At 71.8% G+C, this 15,639-nt stretch carries 14 protein-coding genes; 6 read left to right on the top strand and 8 right to left on the bottom strand.

The window, feature by feature from the left end; translation table 11 throughout:
• Positions 1 to 58 precede the first annotated feature (58 nt).
• Complete coding sequence (locus tag EF903_RS15310) at positions 59 to 1,336, top strand: hypothetical protein (RefSeq protein ID WP_125543782.1); 1,278 nt, start codon at positions 59 to 61, stop codon at positions 1,334 to 1,336.
• Positions 1,337 to 1,441: 105 nt separating this feature from the next.
• Here the strand turns inward: EF903_RS15310 and EF903_RS15305 are convergent, their stop codons facing one another.
• Positions 1,442 to 1,906: an N-acetyltransferase gene (locus EF903_RS15305; RefSeq protein ID WP_125543781.1), complete on the bottom strand. Its 465-nt coding sequence runs from the start codon at positions 1,904 to 1,906 to the stop codon at positions 1,442 to 1,444.
• A gap of 436 nt (positions 1,907 to 2,342) precedes the next feature.
• Positions 2,343 to 2,573: a hypothetical protein gene (locus EF903_RS15300; protein WP_125543780.1), complete on the bottom strand. Its 231-nt coding sequence runs from the start codon at positions 2,571 to 2,573 to the stop codon at positions 2,343 to 2,345.
• Positions 2,574 to 2,894: 321 nt separating this feature from the next.
• Here EF903_RS15300 and EF903_RS15295 point away from each other — a divergent pair, with 321 nt between their 5' ends.
• Complete coding sequence (locus EF903_RS15295; RefSeq protein WP_125543779.1) at positions 2,895 to 4,001, top strand: helix-turn-helix domain-containing protein; 1,107 nt, start codon at positions 2,895 to 2,897, stop codon at positions 3,999 to 4,001.
• Between the two features lie 308 nt (positions 4,002 to 4,309).
• Here the strand turns inward: EF903_RS15295 and EF903_RS15290 are convergent, their stop codons facing one another.
• Positions 4,310 to 4,888 (bottom strand): recombinase family protein, encoded by a 579-nt coding sequence (locus EF903_RS15290; protein WP_125543778.1) that lies wholly within the window; start codon positions 4,886 to 4,888, stop codon positions 4,310 to 4,312.
• 512 nt (positions 4,889 to 5,400) lie between these two features.
• Here EF903_RS15290 and EF903_RS15285 point away from each other — a divergent pair.
• Positions 5,401 to 5,616 carry a hypothetical protein gene (locus tag EF903_RS15285; RefSeq protein ID WP_125543777.1) on the top strand — a complete coding sequence of 72 codons (216 nt, stop codon included), beginning with the start codon at positions 5,401 to 5,403 and terminating at the stop codon, positions 5,614 to 5,616.
• Positions 5,617 to 5,697: 81 nt separating this feature from the next.
• On the opposite strand, the gene EF903_RS15280 is transcribed toward EF903_RS15285, so the two are convergent.
• Together EF903_RS15280 and EF903_RS15275 are read right to left on the bottom strand one after the other, a co-directional pair.
• A complete protein-coding gene (locus tag EF903_RS15280) occupies positions 5,698 to 6,429 on the bottom strand; it encodes a hypothetical protein (protein ID WP_125543776.1) in 732 nt (243 codons plus the stop codon).
• 375 nt (positions 6,430 to 6,804) lie between these two features.
• Positions 6,805 to 8,358: a recombinase family protein gene (locus tag EF903_RS15275; RefSeq protein WP_260615369.1), complete on the bottom strand. Its 1,554-nt coding sequence runs from the start codon at positions 8,356 to 8,358 to the stop codon at positions 6,805 to 6,807.
• 108 nt (positions 8,359 to 8,466) lie between these two features.
• Here EF903_RS15275 and EF903_RS15270 point away from each other — a divergent pair, with 108 nt between their 5' ends.
• Complete coding sequence (locus EF903_RS15270; RefSeq protein WP_125543774.1) at positions 8,467 to 10,107, top strand: DNA repair helicase XPB; 1,641 nt, start codon at positions 8,467 to 8,469, stop codon at positions 10,105 to 10,107.
• A gap of 120 nt (positions 10,108 to 10,227) precedes the next feature.
• On the opposite strand, the gene EF903_RS15265 is transcribed toward EF903_RS15270, so the two are convergent.
• Positions 10,228 to 11,073 carry a glycosyltransferase 87 family protein gene (locus EF903_RS15265; protein WP_260615361.1) on the bottom strand — a complete coding sequence of 282 codons (846 nt, stop codon included), beginning with the start codon at positions 11,071 to 11,073 and terminating at the stop codon, positions 10,228 to 10,230.
• Between the two features lie 98 nt (positions 11,074 to 11,171).
• A complete protein-coding gene (locus EF903_RS15260; protein ID WP_114058050.1) occupies positions 11,172 to 11,357 on the bottom strand; it encodes a hypothetical protein in 186 nt (61 codons plus the stop codon).
• Positions 11,358 to 11,691: 334 nt separating this feature from the next.
• Here EF903_RS15260 and EF903_RS15255 point away from each other — a divergent pair, with 334 nt between their 5' ends.
• A complete protein-coding gene (locus EF903_RS15255) occupies positions 11,692 to 13,854 on the top strand; it encodes a HelD family protein (RefSeq protein ID WP_399420912.1) in 2,163 nt (720 codons plus the stop codon).
• Positions 13,855 to 13,980: 126 nt separating this feature from the next.
• Here EF903_RS15255 and EF903_RS15250 read toward each other — a convergent pair whose 3' ends face one another.
• Positions 13,981 to 14,676, bottom strand: a complete 696-nt coding sequence (locus EF903_RS15250) for a copper homeostasis protein CutC (protein WP_125543773.1) — start codon at positions 14,674 to 14,676, stop codon at positions 13,981 to 13,983.
• 116 nt (positions 14,677 to 14,792) lie between these two features.
• Between EF903_RS15250 and EF903_RS15245 the strand changes: the two genes are divergently transcribed.
• Positions 14,793 to 15,536 (top strand): hypothetical protein, encoded by a 744-nt coding sequence (locus EF903_RS15245; protein WP_125543772.1) that lies wholly within the window; start codon positions 14,793 to 14,795, stop codon positions 15,534 to 15,536.
• The last annotated feature ends 103 nt before the right edge of the window (positions 15,537 to 15,639 follow it).

The raw sequence follows: 15,639 nt of genomic DNA, 5'->3' as shown, positions 1-15,639 counted from the left end.
CGCGCGTCCGCCGCACCTCGGCATGCCCACCCCAACCGATTCCCCGGGAAGATCCGCCATGTCCGCTCGTACCGCAGTCCGCCGCCCCGCCCTCGCCGCGGGCGCCACCGCACTCGTCGCCGCCGTCGCCGGCACCGTGCTGATGCAGCCGGCCGCGTACGCCGTCCCGGCCGCGGACGGCGGCACCCTGAAGATCACGATGGGCGCGCCCGTCCCGAACACCCCGCTCACCCGCGGCGGAGCGGCGAGCACCTTCGAGCTGACGGTGACCAACCCCTCCGACAAGGCCGCGCCCTTCCACCCGTGGATCCACGGCCTGCCCGCCGGCCCCAGCCGGCTCCGGTCGCAGGACGTGTCCTTCAAGGTCGAGGCGGTCGACGCCCCGGCGACGGACGCGGCCGTCGGACAGCAGGACGGCGGCTGGCAGGGCCTGTTCCACCCGCGGGGCAAGAAGATCGGCGACGGCTTCGAGGTTCCCGCGCAGGGCAAGCTCAGCTGGAAGGTCACCGTCGGTCTCGGCAAGGACTACCCCACCAACAACGGCGACCTGAAGATGGAGGCCTCCACGTACGCCCGCGAGCTGGCGCCCGGCGGCGGCGCCTCCCTGACCTTCACGACGGATCCGGCCGTCAAGGCCGGGAAGTTCACCACCGCGTTCGACCCTGCCACTCCCTGCGAGGGCAGCACGGACACCGACTGCCGTGAGCTGAACCTGAAGTACCGCGCCGACGGTGAAGGCACCTTCGACACCGAACTCGCGACGTTCCTGAGGATCGGCGGGCCGAAGCCCGCCGACACCGACGGCCTGGAGGTGCGGGCGCGGGTGGACGGCACGTGGCGGCAGCTGAAGGGCGAGAGCGGCAACTTCGAGCTGCCGCGCACCGGCAAGGGCTTCGGCGCGGCCTCCGGCGAGCGCTCCGTCCGCCTCCAGGTCAAGCTGGGCCCGAAGGCGAAGCCGGCACAGCGCACCGAGTTCGACGTGGCCGCCGAGTTCGGGCACGCCGAGGGCAACAAGGTGCCGTTCGCCTCCGCCGTCACCAAGATCCAGCTGGCGGCGGCCGCCCCGGCTTCCCCGTCGCCCTCGCCGACCCCGAAGGCGAGCACGTCCGCGTCCGCCTCCCCCTCGCCGAGCCCGTCCACGACGGCCACCGCCACCGCGACGGCCGCCACCACGACCACCACGACGACCACCACCGGCGGCTCCTCCGGCTCCCTCGCCGCGACCGGCGCCGACTCCCGCACCGGCCTGTTCGCCGCGCTCTCCGCGGCGCTGATCGCCGCCGGCGGGGGCGCGGCCTGGCTCGGCGCCCGCCGCCGCAAGGCCACCCAGTCCTGACCCACCGACCCGACCCGACCTGACCCGGCTCGACCCTGCCGCACGCCCCTGAACACCCGCGGCGCCCCGCAGGGCCCGGCACGCACGTGCCGGGCCCTGCGGCGTTCACCGGGCGGCGTACACGATCCGCTCCGGCTCGAACGGCCACACCTCCGCGAGCCACCGGGACACCGCCTCGTACAGCGGCCGGTCCAGCGCGGCCCGGTCGGCCCGCACCCAGGAGCTGACGTGCACCCGGTCCGGGTCCTCCCGGCCCGGATAGATGTACACGCAGCCGATGACGTCGTCGCCGCCGTCCAGGACGCTGTACGTGAACCCGGTCCGGGCCGCGAAGTCCCGCGCGTGGCGCGCCAGATCGGCCAGGTTGCGCTCGGCGGACATGCCCTCCGGCGGCGGCCAGGCGCCGTCCCCGAACCCGGGCGTGGCACGCACGTGCCCGATGCTCCCGCTCCACGCCGCGAGGTCCCGCTCGTTGTGCTGCTCGCCGAGCGGCTCCAGCCGGAACCCGTCGCCGACGAGCTCCACCGGCACCTCGAACCCGTCCGGCACAAAGGAATCGTGATCACTCATGCGCCGACCCTAGGCACGCCCCCGGTTGGAACCGCCACCGAATTCCCGCACCCCGGGCCGCGCCGCGATACGGCAGACTGGAGGTTTGGCCGTCCGCGTCCGGGCGGCCGACCCGATGCCGGAAAGGGACGTCTGTGAACGGGCCTCTCATCGTCCATGCGATCAAGCCCGATGCACATACCTAGCACGCCGGGGCGGTCAGCCGGAAGCGTTCCCCGTCGATTCGGCCTCGCCGCTCACCCTGACGCCCTGTGAACAGGGCAGGGGCAGGGCGGGAACTCGACCCCGAACCCGTCCCAGTAGCCCTCACGACGGAACCGGGCCACGTCTACCGGATCACGCAGCAAGGGCCGCACCGGCTCCCCCGATCGGAACACCCTCGGTTCGCCGGCTGAGCCTCCGTTGATCACCCGGACCGTCATCCGCGCCCGGCCGGTCACCGGACACGCTCCACCACGGCGACTTCCGAGAACTCCCGCAGGAAGGTCATGTGTCCCGTCCGCCCCGTGTGCTCAATGCACATGTCAGTGCAGACGTCCGCGTTCCCGGTCGGCGCTGCCGTCCACTGGCAGTCAGGGTTCAGGCACCGTGCCGTGGCGGTCGTCTCCGCCGACGGATGGCGGTGCATCACGTAGCGGACGTAGCGCAGGACAGCTCGAACGGTCATGCCGCACCCCTGCCGCGCGAGTGGTTGCGCAGCTCGGTACGCAACCACTCCGCAGCGCCCAGGTTACCGACCGCTTCGGCCACCTTCAGATCGGCAGCCAGCGCGCGGCACACCCCGCATTCATGCGCGGGAGGCTCCGGGCCCTCCGACCGGGCCGCTTCCTGTCGTGCTGCCGTCGCCATGCTGCACCTCCGTGTCACCCTCGGTGCGGGCATCGTTCCGCCGCCGGAAGGCTTGGCCTAGTGTGATCCCTAGTGGCAACCGTCCCCCAGGCCCCGGAATCCCTCTGTCTAGTGGCATCCCTAGTAGCAAGATGGCCGCATGGACATCGGGGAACTGATCCGGGATCTCCGCACGGCTCGTGGCTGGAGCCAGGGGCGGTTAGCTTCGGAGATCAACAAGGTTCACGGCACGACGCTGACCCGGGAGTACGTGAGCAACTGGGAGCGTTCCAAGGTCAGGCCTGGTCCGTTCTACCTGGCCGCGCTGTCCGCCGTCCTCGACGTTCCCCTAGCTGTCCTTGAAGGCGAAGTGGACCGACGCGAGTTCCTTACCGACGTGGCCGGGGCCGCCATAGCCCCTGTCGTCGCCTCCGATCTGATCAGCGCAGGGTTCGCCGCCCGACTGCGTGGCGGTCCGTCAGCAGACGAGTGGGAGGCCAAGCTCACGACGTACGGCACCCAGTACATGTCCATGGGCGCAGCGGACATCCAACGCCGGGTCTCCGGCGAACTCGTCACCGTGCAACAGCAACTCGATGACCCCCGGCTCTGGTCCGTCGCCTCCCGTCTGATGACCCTCTACGCCAAGACGTTCCCGGGCGCGGATGGCTCAAAGGCGGTGCACTGGTACCGGATGGCGGCAACGGCTGCCGACGAGTCCGGGAACGACGAAGCCCGGGTGTGGGTCCGGGGCCGTGCGGCTATCGCCCTGGGCTACGAAGGCGCGTCCCTCGGGGTGGCTGACGTACTGGCCGACCAAGCCATGGCCATATCGGAGCGGCCTTCCCTCGGACTCCTCAACGCCGTAATGGGCAAGGCGCACGCGGCAGCGATCCGAGGGGACCGCGCAACGGCGCTTCACCTGGCGGACCGGGGCCGGCGCATCTTCGACAGGGCGGGGTCGTACGAGCAGACGAGCGACTACGCCGTGCCCTGGTGGCGCATGAACGTCTTCCTGTCCCTCCTCCTGGCCCGTCTGGGAGACGAACGGGGAGCAGTGGAAGCCCAGGAATCAGCACGCCGCGAACTCCCCGCAGAGCTACCCCGCTTCGCGACACACCTTGAGATGCACCGGGGGCTCATGCTCGCCCGCTCCGGAGACCTCTTGGGCGGAGCCGCCTACGCCCGGACCGCTCTGGATGCGCTGCCGCCGGAAAAGCACTCCCTCACGCTTCGCTTGCTCATGGCGGAGATCGAACAGACCTGACGGCCGACGCCCCCGTAACCCGTACGCGGGCAGGACTGCCACCACGCTCCGGTCCCTCAACCGGGCGCTTGGGGACCGCCCCCCACCTCCTCACACTGTCGTTCTCGGGCCATGACGGAGTCGTTTTCGCTGGTCAGAGCCAAGAATGACGCAAAAAACGGGGCTGCACCCAGGGCGCGCATGTCGAGCCTGGGCCGGGATCGCCAGGGGTCACGCCGGTTGAACTTTGGACGCGCCCTCCCCTCCCCCGGCAGCACGCGAGAAAGACCGTCCACCACAGGGCAGACGGTCTCTCGGGGCGGTGCTGGCTACTTGTCGGCGCCCAGGGCCCGGTACAGCGTGGCACGGGAGACCCCGAGGGCCTTGGCGATGGCCGTGACGCCCTCCCCCTTGGCACGGCGGACCTTGGCCGCAGCGAGCTTGTCCGCGTCCATGACCGCCGGGCGTCCACCCGTACGTCCTTGAGCGCGGGCAGCGTCCAGTCCGGCACGGGTGCGGTCCTTGATCAGGCTGCGCTCGAACTCCGCCATAGCTCCCACCACTTGAAGCATGAGCCGCCCGTCAGGCGTGTTCGGGTCGATGCTGGCCAGCGCACCCGTCAGCACCTTGAAGCCGACACCACGGGCAGCGAGCGAGTCCACGAGAGTCACGAGATCGATCAGCGACCGGGCGAACCGGTCCAGCTTCCAGACACACAGGGTGTCGCCCGGGCGCAGGTAGTCCAGAGCTGCCGTCAACTCCGGGCGGTCGGTGTTCTTGCCGCTCGCCTTGTCCGTGAAGATCCGGACGCAACCGGCCACCGTCAGCGCGTCGTGCTGCAACTGCGCTTCCTGGTCGTGGGTGGAGACTCGGGCGTATCCGATCAGGTGTCCTGCGGTCGTCGTCATGCACCCATCGTCGCAGAACCCGTCTCAAAACCTCAAGGAGTTTCAGGGAGTTCTGAGACGGGTTTTGGAACACTGTTCGCGAGGTCGAAGCACCCCCTCCCAGCCGTCTCACAAGCCATCGTTTCTGAGATAGCCGCAGCCGGTGACACACGGCAACATCCACCAGACCCGTACACCCCGCCAGAGCCAGCCACCTAACGGTCGACCAGTCGCCTCAGGAGGGGACGCCCCCTGGGGCCGCAGGGCTCCACGGGAACTCCCCAATGAGCCATTGGGGAGTTTCCCCTCCCTGCCGCTCGGCCGTGGGGAGGGGGCGGGGGTACCCCTGGTCGGAACGGCGGACGCTCCGCCTTACCTTGCGCCACCGGCTCTCCCCGGCCCAGACGGTAGCGGTCCCCACGTTCGCCGGCGAATACGATGCGGGGACGCGGATAACTCGCACCTTTCGACCATCCCAACGCCCTGGCATCTATGAACTTGACGCGCGGCCCGTGACCCTGTCTTCTGCCCCCATGTCTGACAGCATGAGCGCTCCCAACGCGGCATCCGCCTCGGGCGGCAACTTCAAACTTGACTGCGGCAAGGTGCACTTGAAGGCGCAGAACGTCTCAGAGCGCGTCCAACTGGTGGTCGTCTCCACCGTTTCGGTCGCTCTCCTCGGAGCACTGTCCCTCGGCGCATGGGTGCTGGTGCAAGACTCTTGCCGTGACCGCGAGGAAGACAACTAACCCGCGCGTCCGAACTCGATGCTGGAAATCCCCCTCTCCACTTGCCTGTACGGTCAGGCAGATCCAGGTGTGCGATGGGCGCTACTCCCTGGGGTTCACCCCGGGAACCACGGCACCCCGCCAACCCTCGTAGCCAGCCAGCTTCCGGCGCGTACCGAAGCGCTTGTCCATGGCGGCGAAGAGAGCGCGCTTCCCTGTCGTCGTGCCCAGGTTCCGGGCGAGCACCGGCTCCGCCGCACAGAACGCCTCCCACACGACCGCCGTGCGGACGTGGACGTTGTGCGGTGCCGTCCCCAGCCTCCGGACCCACGTAGCTGGGTCGTTCAGCGGAGCACGGAACGCGTCGAACTGGGAGGCCAGCGAAAGGAGCTGCGTGGCGCGACCGTCGGATGCGGACTCCACTTCGGACGCCACGGTGCCGATGTCCCGGACGACGTCAGGTGCGAGGCGGGCCGGCGCGGGGAGAGACTCCAGCTCCTGAATCAGCCTGGCCACCTCGGCGTAGTGGTGCTCTTGCTCCTCGTCGCTCTGTGCATCCTCCGCCCTGTATCGCGCCTCGCCCATGGATTGCCGCAATGCGCTCCGACGTTTCTCGTTTGACGCATCCGCCTCCGCGTCCACCGCCTTATGCAGCGAGCGCAGCCACTCGCCCATCCCCCGGCGGACCAGCGGCCAGTCCCGCCACTCACCGGCCGGGGTGGTCCACTGAGCACCGCTCCACACGAACGGCACGGGTTGACCTGCCCTGTCTGCGTGCTGTGCTGCGGCTTCAAGGGCGCTACGCGCCTTCGCGTCGTCTATGTACTTTCCCAAGGCTCCGAAACCCCCTGATCTGCAACCACTCAAGACTTTTTCTCCCCGCTGTCCGGAGATCGCGAAGCGATCGAGGACCCTCTCAGGTGACCAAAGGTGACCCGAACACCATCCAGAGAGTGAGTCAGTTAAGCATCAAAACACCAGGTCACACACTGTTTAGGTGAAGAGAGAGAAGTAAAAAACAAAAACTACACAGAGAAGAAGTTGGAACGATGCCCAACATCGTCATTCGTCACACCGTCACCCCCTCACGACCGTAGGCGGACCGGCTGACAGTGCCCGGCACCGCACGCCACACACGCTCACAGGAACGCCGAACGGCCCGCCACCGGGTTTCCCCAGCGACGGGCCGCGAACAACGCTCAGGCGGACTCAGAACAGTTCGAGGTCCCGGGCCACTGCGCGTTGGACGACCTCTTCGACGTCCTTGCCGTCAGCGTCCGCGCGACGGATCTCGCCGTCCTCGCCGAAGTGGACCGCCAGGCGGGACGTGTCGAGCCTCGGGCCGCCCTTGCGGGACATGCCGACTTCGACGTACGCCCCGGCGTTCAGCAGGAGGTCCCGCTTGCCCGCCGTGTCGGCGTCCTTCCACATCTGACCGTGGGTGCGGCCCGTCGGGACCGCCTCGATGCCCGCAGGCTTGGCGGTGCGCTGCTTCTCGTTCAGCGACGCCAACCGCTCCTCCAGCTTGGCGTACTGCGCCGCATACCGTGCCGCACCCTCCTCGCCCTTGAAGAGGCCACGGTCGTAGCGGTCCCTTTCCAGATCTTCCAGCGCCTCCCGGGCCTGCCGGATCTGCGGACGGAAGTCCTCCCCCGCGTGCTCCACCATTCGCACCACGGGGAACGCTCCGAACTTCTTGAGGAACAGCTCCGTGACGTGCTGCTCCATGCCCTCACCGGCGATGCTCACGCCGTAACAGGTGCTCTCCACGCCCGCCTGCCGCGCCTTCAACCGGCCGATGCAGCGGTACCGGGTCCGCCCCTTGGCGATGTACGTGTACATGCGCGTCCGGCACACCGCGCAGTAGACGATCCCCCGCAGCAGCGACGTACCTTCCCGTCGCCGGTCACCGGGGTTGGCCCGCCGGCCCAACTCGTCCTGCAACGCCTGCCAGGTGTCCATGTCCAGGATCGGCGTGCGGTTCACCAGCGGGAGGCCGTCCGTCATCAGGATCGGTTTGCCGTCCTCGATGACTTGCCCCAGCAACTGGGGGTTGGTGAGCAGACTGCGCAGCGTGGACGTGTACCACTGCTTCGAATCGCTGCGCTTGCCCGTGGTCTGGCGGGACGAGTGGCCGGGTGACGGCTTGTCCGACGCGGTGAGGTCCGATGCGATCTTGAGGAGGGAGTCCTTGTTGAGGACTCGTTCCACGATCCCGTGGATGGTCTCGGCTTCCTCAGGGTTGATCTCCAGGACCTTCCCCGCCCCGTCGGGGTTCGGGACCACCCGGTACCCGTACGGCACTCTGCCGCCCGTGTAGCGGCCTTCCCGGCGCAGGTGTTCGTGGGCGCTGGAGACGCGCATGCCTATGGTGTCCGACTCCAGTTCCGCGAAGACAGCGATCACCTTCGCCATGGCGCGGCCCATGGACGACGTGAGGTCCAGCGGTTCGCTCGCCGACGCCAGAGCCACGCTCGCGTTCTGCGTGACCTTCATGATCTCGGCGAAGTCCACCGTGGAACGGGCCAGTCGGTCGATCTTGAAGAAGACGATGACGTCGAACTCTGCGAGGCGGGAGAGGACCCGTTGCAGCCCCGGGCGGTCCAGCCCCCGGGAATATCCGGACACGTCGATGTCTTCTTCTACTGCAACGACGTTCCAGCCTCTGGCCTGGCACAACGCCTCGCAGGCAGCCCGCTGGCGCTCTGGCGAGGTAGACTCTTCTGTTTCGCGTGAAAGTCGTACGTAGATGGCAGCGCGCATTCCCGGCGCACTTGCCGAGACGCCTTTTGAGCGTCTGGCACGGGGCAACGCCCGAGCCAAGGCGGGTGTGCTGTCTGTCACGGGACGATCCTACTTCCGGAGGTATGTGTGTCCTGCCTGATCGTCCAGAGCGACAAGACACTCCTGCTTGAGGTCGACCACGAGCTCGCCGGGGCCGCGCGCCGCGCCATCGCCCCGTTCGCCGAACTGGAGCGGGCCCCCGAGCACATCCACACCTACCGGATCACACCGCTCGGCCTGTGGAACGCGCGGGCCGCCGGGCACGACGCCGAGCAGGTCGTCGACGCGCTCGTCGAGTACTCCCGCTACCCCGTCCCGCACGCCCTGCTCGTCGACGTCGCCGAGACCATGGCGCGCTACGGCCGGCTCACCCTGTCCAAGCACCCCGTGCACGGGCTGGTGCTCACCACCACCGACCGGCCCGTGCTGGAGGAGATCCTGCGGTCCAAGCGGGTCACCCCGCTGGTCGGCGCCCGCATCGACCCCGACACCGTCGCCGTGCACCCCTCCGAGCGCGGGCAGATCAAGCAGACGCTGCTCAAGCTCGGCTGGCCCGCCGAGGACCTCGCCGGCTACGTCGACGGCGAGGCGCACCCGATCGAGCTGGAGGAGGACGGCTGGGCGCTGCGCCCCTACCAGCAGCAGGCCGTCGAGGGGTTCTGGCACGGCGGCTCCGGTGTCGTCGTCCTGCCGTGCGGCGCGGGCAAGACGCTCGTCGGCGCCGGGGCGATGGCCAAGGCCAAGGCGACGACGCTGATCCTGGTCACCAACACCGTCTCGGCCCGCCAGTGGAAGCACGAACTGGTCCGGCGCACCACCCTGACCGAAGACGAGATCGGCGAGTACTCGGGCACCCGCAAGGAGATCCGGCCGGTCACCATCGCCACCTACCAGGTCCTGACGACCAAGCGGAAGGGCGTCTACCCGCACCTGGAGCTGTTCGACTCCCGGGACTGGGGCCTCATCCTCTACGACGAGGTGCACCTGCTGCCCGCTCCGGTGTTCAAGTTCACCGCCGACCTCCAGGCCCGCCGCCGGCTCGGCCTGACTGCCACGCTCGTCCGCGAGGACGGCCGCGAGTCCGACGTGTTCTCGCTGATCGGGCCGAAGCGGTTCGACGCCCCGTGGAAGGAGATCGAGGCGCAGGGCTACATCGCCCCCGCCGACTGCGTCGAGGTCCGCGTGAACCTGACCGAGTCGGAGCGCCTCGCGTACGCGACCGCCGAGACGGAGGAGAAATACCGCTTCTGCGCGACGACGGCGACGAAGCGGAAGGTCACCGAGGCGCTGGTCCGCAAGCACCGCGGCGAGCAGACCCTCGTCATCGGGCAGTACATCGACCAGCTCGACGAGCTCGGCGAGCACCTCGACGCACCCGTCATCAAGGGCGAGACCTCGAACGCGCAGCGGGAGAAGCTGTTCGACGCGTTCCGCGAGGGCGAGATCAGCGTCCTGGTGGTGTCGAAGGTCGCGAACTTCTCCATCGACCTGCCCGAGGCGACCGTCGCCATCCAGGTGTCGGGAACGTTCGGCTCCCGGCAGGAGGAGGCACAGCGCCTCGGCCGGGTGCTGCGGCCGAAGGCGGACGGGCACGAGGCCCGCTTCTACTCGGTCGTCGCCCGCGACACGATCGACCAGGACTTCGCCGCGCACCGGCAGCGCTTCCTGGCCGAGCAGGGCTACGCCTACCGCATCGTGGACGCCGACGACCTGCTGGCGGAGAGCTGACCCGGCCACGCGCCCGGGCGCACCGGCGGCCGCCCGGCGCGTGTCCCGCGCCTGCCCGCGCCGCGCATTCGGGCACGCGCCCGACCGCGAGCGGCCCGTCGCGGCCGGGACGGCCCTTCGTCATCGGGCCGGCTGCCCCCACCGCTGGCCGCGGCAGGTCGGCCGAGGCACCCCGGCCCGGCGGACCGGCTCGGCCGGCCCGGTCCCGCCGACCGGCAGGGGCGCGCCTGCGGCGGGGAGGCCTGCGCGGGCTGCGCAGGCGAGGGCCGGGACGGCCCACACCCACAGCTGCGGCCAGTACGGCAGCAGGTCCGGGCCGGCGGCGGCGAGACGGGCCCAGAACGCGGCGGACTCCTCGGGCAGGACGAGCAGTCCGAGCAGTGCCGTCCCGGCGAAGGCCGCGAGCGCGGTCAGCCCGGCCCTGACCCGCCCGGTCAGCAGCAGGTACGGGACGAACACCGCCGGCGCCAGGGTGATCCCGGCGGCGGTGCCGACACCGAAGCCCTTGCCGAGCGCACCGCCCGGCCGGCCGAGGTCCCACACGACCAGGCAGGCCAGCGCCAGGTTGACCTGGCCGGGCAGCAGGCTCTGGAACAGCGGCTCCACCCACAGCCCGGCGGTGGTCGCCGCCAGCACGCCGGCCGGCCCGGGCCGCAGCCCTGTGAGGCGGCAGGACAGCAGCACGAGCAGCGCGAGCAGCCCCGCGTTGCCGAGGACGAGGACGGCCTTGAGGATGCCGGTCGGCAGCCAGGCCGCCGGGGTGAACATGATCGCGGCGAACGGCGGATAGGCGGCGGGCGGGCGCCACTCGGCGGCGGACGGCCCGTCGGCGAGGCCGGCGACGAGCGAGTCCGCTGCGGGGACCCGCAGCAGGACGCACAGGACGCCGAGGGCGAGGAGTGGAGCCGTGACCAGCACGCCGGCCAGGGCTGCCGGGGCGGGGCGGGAAGGGGCGCGGGGGGTCACGCGCGTGACCCTAGTGGATCAACGCGGGAGGCCCGCCGGAATCCGGCCGTCGAGGACGGCCGGGCAGGCCGCCGGGAAAGCGGGGGCGGGCCGCCGCGTCAGCGGCGGGCCACGCCCGCGTCCTCGGCGAACTCGCCCATGACGACGACGCTCACGGCAGCGGCGGCGAACACCTTGACGGCGCGCAGCGCGTTGCCTATGAGGTGGCGGTGGGGGCCGGAAGTGGCTGCGGTGGCGCCGCTCGGGCGGCCCCCGTGGACCGGGGAGAAGGTTGCGGTGCTCATGTCTCCATGGTGCGTTCCCGGGGGCCGGGCGCGCATCGCTCCCGGGGCTGAACCGCACGGGCTCCGGCCTCCTCCTGACGTCCCATGCCGGACCGCGGGCCCCACCCGCAGGTCTGACACTCCGAGGTAGGGGACCCGTACGGGGGAGCCCGCAGCCGGCCCGCCCGGACGGCGAATTCCGTTCGCGCGGCCGCGGGGCGCTGATTACAATCTCCGCTTCCGCCGCCTCCCGCAGCCCCACCGGGGAGAGCGCCCGCCGCACGGAAACCGGCGGGCACCCGCGTCGCACGCCGACGCACCCGAACTCCGCAGACCAGCAGCTGGAGGCCCTGCCGTGCCCGCGCACGCCCCCGAGTCCGCCGCACCCGCAACCCACGCGCCGGAAGAAACCGATGTGCCCGACGCGCCCGACGCGCCCGAGACGCCCGACGCGGCCGACGCGGCCGACGCCGTGAATCCCCTGGCCCGCGAACAGGCGCACCTCGCCGCCTCCCGCGCCGCCCTGCGCGCCATGCGCGCCGACGTGGAGGCCCTCGACATCCGCGACGTCACCGCGAACTGGGTCAACGCCCTCGTCCTCCAGGCGCAGATCGACGACCGCATCAAGGCGCTCGCCGACCTCGCGCACACACCGCTCTTCTTCGGCCGCCTCGACTACCTCCACGCACCCGGCGCGGACCTCGCCGAGGGCGGGGAGGGCGAGCAGTTCTACATCGGCCGCCGCCACGTCCACGACGCGGAGGGCGACCCCATGGTGATCGACTGGCGCGCACCGGTCTCCCAGCCGTTCTACCGGGCGTCCAAGGCCGACCCGCAGGACGTCGCCCTGCGCCGCCGCTTCGGCTACACGGGCGGCGAGCTGACCGCGTACGAGGACGAGCGCCTGTCCGACCCGGCCGAGGCGGCGACCGTCAGCCGCCTGCTCCAGCAGGAGATCGAGCGGCCCCGCGTCGGCCCGATGCGCGACATCGTGGCCACGATCCAGCCGGAGCAGGACGAGATCGTCCGCTCCGGGCTCGCGGGATCCGTGTGCGTGCAGGGCGGGCCCGGCACGGGCAAGACCGCCGTCGGCCTGCACCGCGTCGCCTACCTGCTGTACGCGCACCGGGAGCGGCTCGCCCGCACCGGCACCCTCGTCGTCGGCCCGAACCGCTCCTTCCTGCAGTACATCGAGCAGGTCCTGCCTGCGCTCGGCGAGCTGGAGGTCAAGCAGGCCACCGTCGACGACCTGGTGGCCCGCGACGGCCTGGAGGTGCGCGGGGCCGACGCGGCGGCGACGGCCGTCGTCAAGGGCGACGCCCGGATGGCCGAGGTGCTGCGGCGGGCGGTCCGCTCGCACGTGTCCGAGCCGTCAGAGCCGCTGGTCGTCGTCCGCGGCTCGCGCCGGTGGCGGGTTCCTGCGTACGAACTCCAGGAGATCGTCTCCGAGCTCCTCGCCCGCGACATGCGCTACGGGGCCGCCCGCGACGCGCTGCCGCAGCGGATCGCGCACACGGTGCTGGTGAGGATGGAGCAGGCGGGCGAGGCGCCCGACGACCGCGTCCAGGACGCGGTGGCCCGGAACCCGGCGGTGAAGGCGGCCGTCAAGGCGGTCTGGCCTGCGGTCGACCCGGCGAAGCTGGTGCTGCGGCTGCTGTCCGACGCGGAGTTCCTCGCCGCGCACGCGGAGGGGGTCCTCACCGCGGACGAGCAGCGGCTGCTGCTGTGGGAGAAGCCGCCGCGCAGCGTGCGGTCGGCGAAGTGGTCGCCGGCGGACCTGGTCCTGATCGACGAGGCCGCCGACCTGGTGGAGCGCACCCCGTCGCTCGGCCACGTCGTCCTCGACGAGGCGCAGGACCTGTCGCCCATGCAGTACCGGGCGGTGGGCCGGCGCTGCACGACCGGCTCGGCGACCGTCCTCGGCGACCTGGCGCAGGGCACCACGCCGTGGGCGACCCGCGGCTGGGCGGAGGCGCTGGCCCACCTGGGCAAGCCGGACGCGCAGGTCGAGGAGCTGACGGCGGGCTTCCGCGTGCCGCGGGAGGTCATCGCGTACGCGTCGCGGCTGCTGCCGTCGATCTCGCCGGGGCTGGCGCCGGTGTCGTCGGTGCGCGAGACGCCCGGCTCGCTGGTGGTGGCGCAGGCCGGCGACCCGGAGCGGCAGACGGCCGAGGTGCTGGCCGCCTGCCGCGCCTCGCTGGAGCGGGAGGGGTCGATCGGCCTGATCGCGGCCGACGCCCGGATCCCCGAGCTGGCGGAGGCGCTGGAGGCGGCCGGGATGGCATGGCTCTCGCCGGGCCAGGAGACGACGGCGCAGTCGCGGCTGACGCTGGTCCCGGCGTCGCTGGCGAAGGGCCTGGAGTACGACTACGTGGTCCTGGACGAGCCGGCCGCGGTGGTGGCGGGCGAGCCGGACGAGCGGACGGGCCTGCGCCGCCTGTACGTCTGCCTCACCCGAGCCGTGTCGGGCCTGACCGCGGTCCACTCCCTGCCCCTGCCGGCCGCCCTGGCCGACTGACGCCGCCGCGGCGGCGCGGCGGCCGGGGCCGTACCCCGATTCGGCCTGCCCCGCCGCCTCGGCGGTGCCGCGAGGCCCGCCGCCCCGGGGCCGCAGCCTCGGCGGGGCCGCAGCCTCGGCGGGCGCCTACGCCAGCGCCGTGCGCCACGCCTCGACGGCGGCCGCGGAGACGGGCCGCTCCCAGCCGTCCGGCCGGGCAGCGCCGCCGATGTGGAAGGCGTCGACCCCGGCCTCCCGCAGCCCCTCCAGGTGCTCCAGGCGCAGCCCGCCGCCGACCATCAGCCGGGCCCCGTACCCCGGCTCACCGCTGCGCCCGGCCTCCGCGGCGAGCACCGCCAGCCCGTCGTCGACGCCGTCCGCGGAGCCCGCGGTCAGATACGTGTCCAGCCCCGCCACGTCCGCGAGGGCCTTCCGCGCCTGCTCCCGGTCGGCGGCCCGGTCGATCGCCCGGTGGAACGTCCACGGGCAGCCGTCCAGCTCGGCGACGACCGCCTCGACGGCGGCGAGGTCGGGGCTGCCGTCCGGGTTCAGGAACCCGAGGACGAACTCCCCCGCCCCTTCCGCGCGCAGCGCCCGCGCCTGCGCGCCGAGCCGCTCCAGGTCCTCGGCGGAGCCGGCGGAGAAGCCGTCGGCGGCCCGGAGCATCACGCGCAGGGGGATGTCGACGGCGGCCCGGATCCGCGCGAACGTCTCGCGCGCGGGGGTGAGCCCGTCGGCGGCGATGTCGCTGACCAGTTCCAGCCGGTCCGCCCCACCGGCCTGGGCCGCGACCGCGTCCTCCGCGTCGAGGGCGATCACCTCCAGGACTGCACGGTTGCTCATTGGGCCCACTCCTCGGGAAAACTGTTGATGGGAAAAATAGGTCTAGTCCAATATCAAGGGTACGGGGCACCCCCACCCACCACCAGCACCTTCACGCCACCACCCACAATGTCCGCATGGACTCAGACACGGCACCGGACACCGCAGCCGCCCAGGGCCCGGCGCGGGGCTCCGCACAGGACTCCGCACGGGACGCGGCCGCCGCCCGCCTCCGCTCCCGCTGGCTCGCCACCGCCGCCTCCGCCGGCACCCCCGCCGACCGCGATCCCGGCCCCTACGCCGACCGCCTCCTCGCCGCCTGGTCGGAGCCGCAGCGGCGCTACCACACCACCGCCCACCTGGCCGACGTCCTCGCCCGGACCGACGTACTCGCCGCGCACGCCGCCGACCGGGCCGCCGTCGAACTCGCCGCCTGGTTCCACGACGCCGTCTACCGGCCGGACCGCTCCGAGAACGAGGAGCGCAGCGCCGCCCTCGCCGAACGCGCCCTCCGCGAGCTCGGCATCCCCGAGGACCGCACCGCCGAGGTGGCCCGCCTGGTCCGGCTCACCACCACCCACGACCCCGCCCCCGGCGACGCCAACGGCGAGGTCCTCTGCGACGCCGACCTGGCCGTCCTCGCCGGCGACCCCGACGCCTACGCCGCGTACGCCGCCGCCGTGCGCGCCGAGTACGGCTTCGTCCCCGACGACGCCTTCCGCGCCGGCCGCGCCGCCGTCCTGCGGCAGCTGCTCGACCTGCCCCGCCTCTTCCGCACCCCGTACGGGGCCGCGCACTGGGAGGCGCCGGCCCGCCGCAACCTCGCCGCCGAGCTGGCCTCGCTGACCGATCAGGCCGATCAGGCCGATCAGGCCGGCTGACCGCCCGAGAGCCCGAGAGCCCGCGGCCCGGGAATGCGATCACGCCCCTTCCGGTTCGTGAAAGGCATGCCCGAAGCCCAGCGAGACACCCGCCCCACCGCTC

It is taken from the genome of Streptomyces sp. WAC05292 (genome assembly GCF_003949955.1).
Classification (GTDB): Bacteria; Actinomycetota; Actinomycetes; order Streptomycetales; family Streptomycetaceae; genus Streptomyces; species Streptomyces globosus.
The sequence above is the reverse complement of the archived record's forward strand: the minus strand, read 5'-3'. Positions and strand labels throughout refer to the sequence as shown.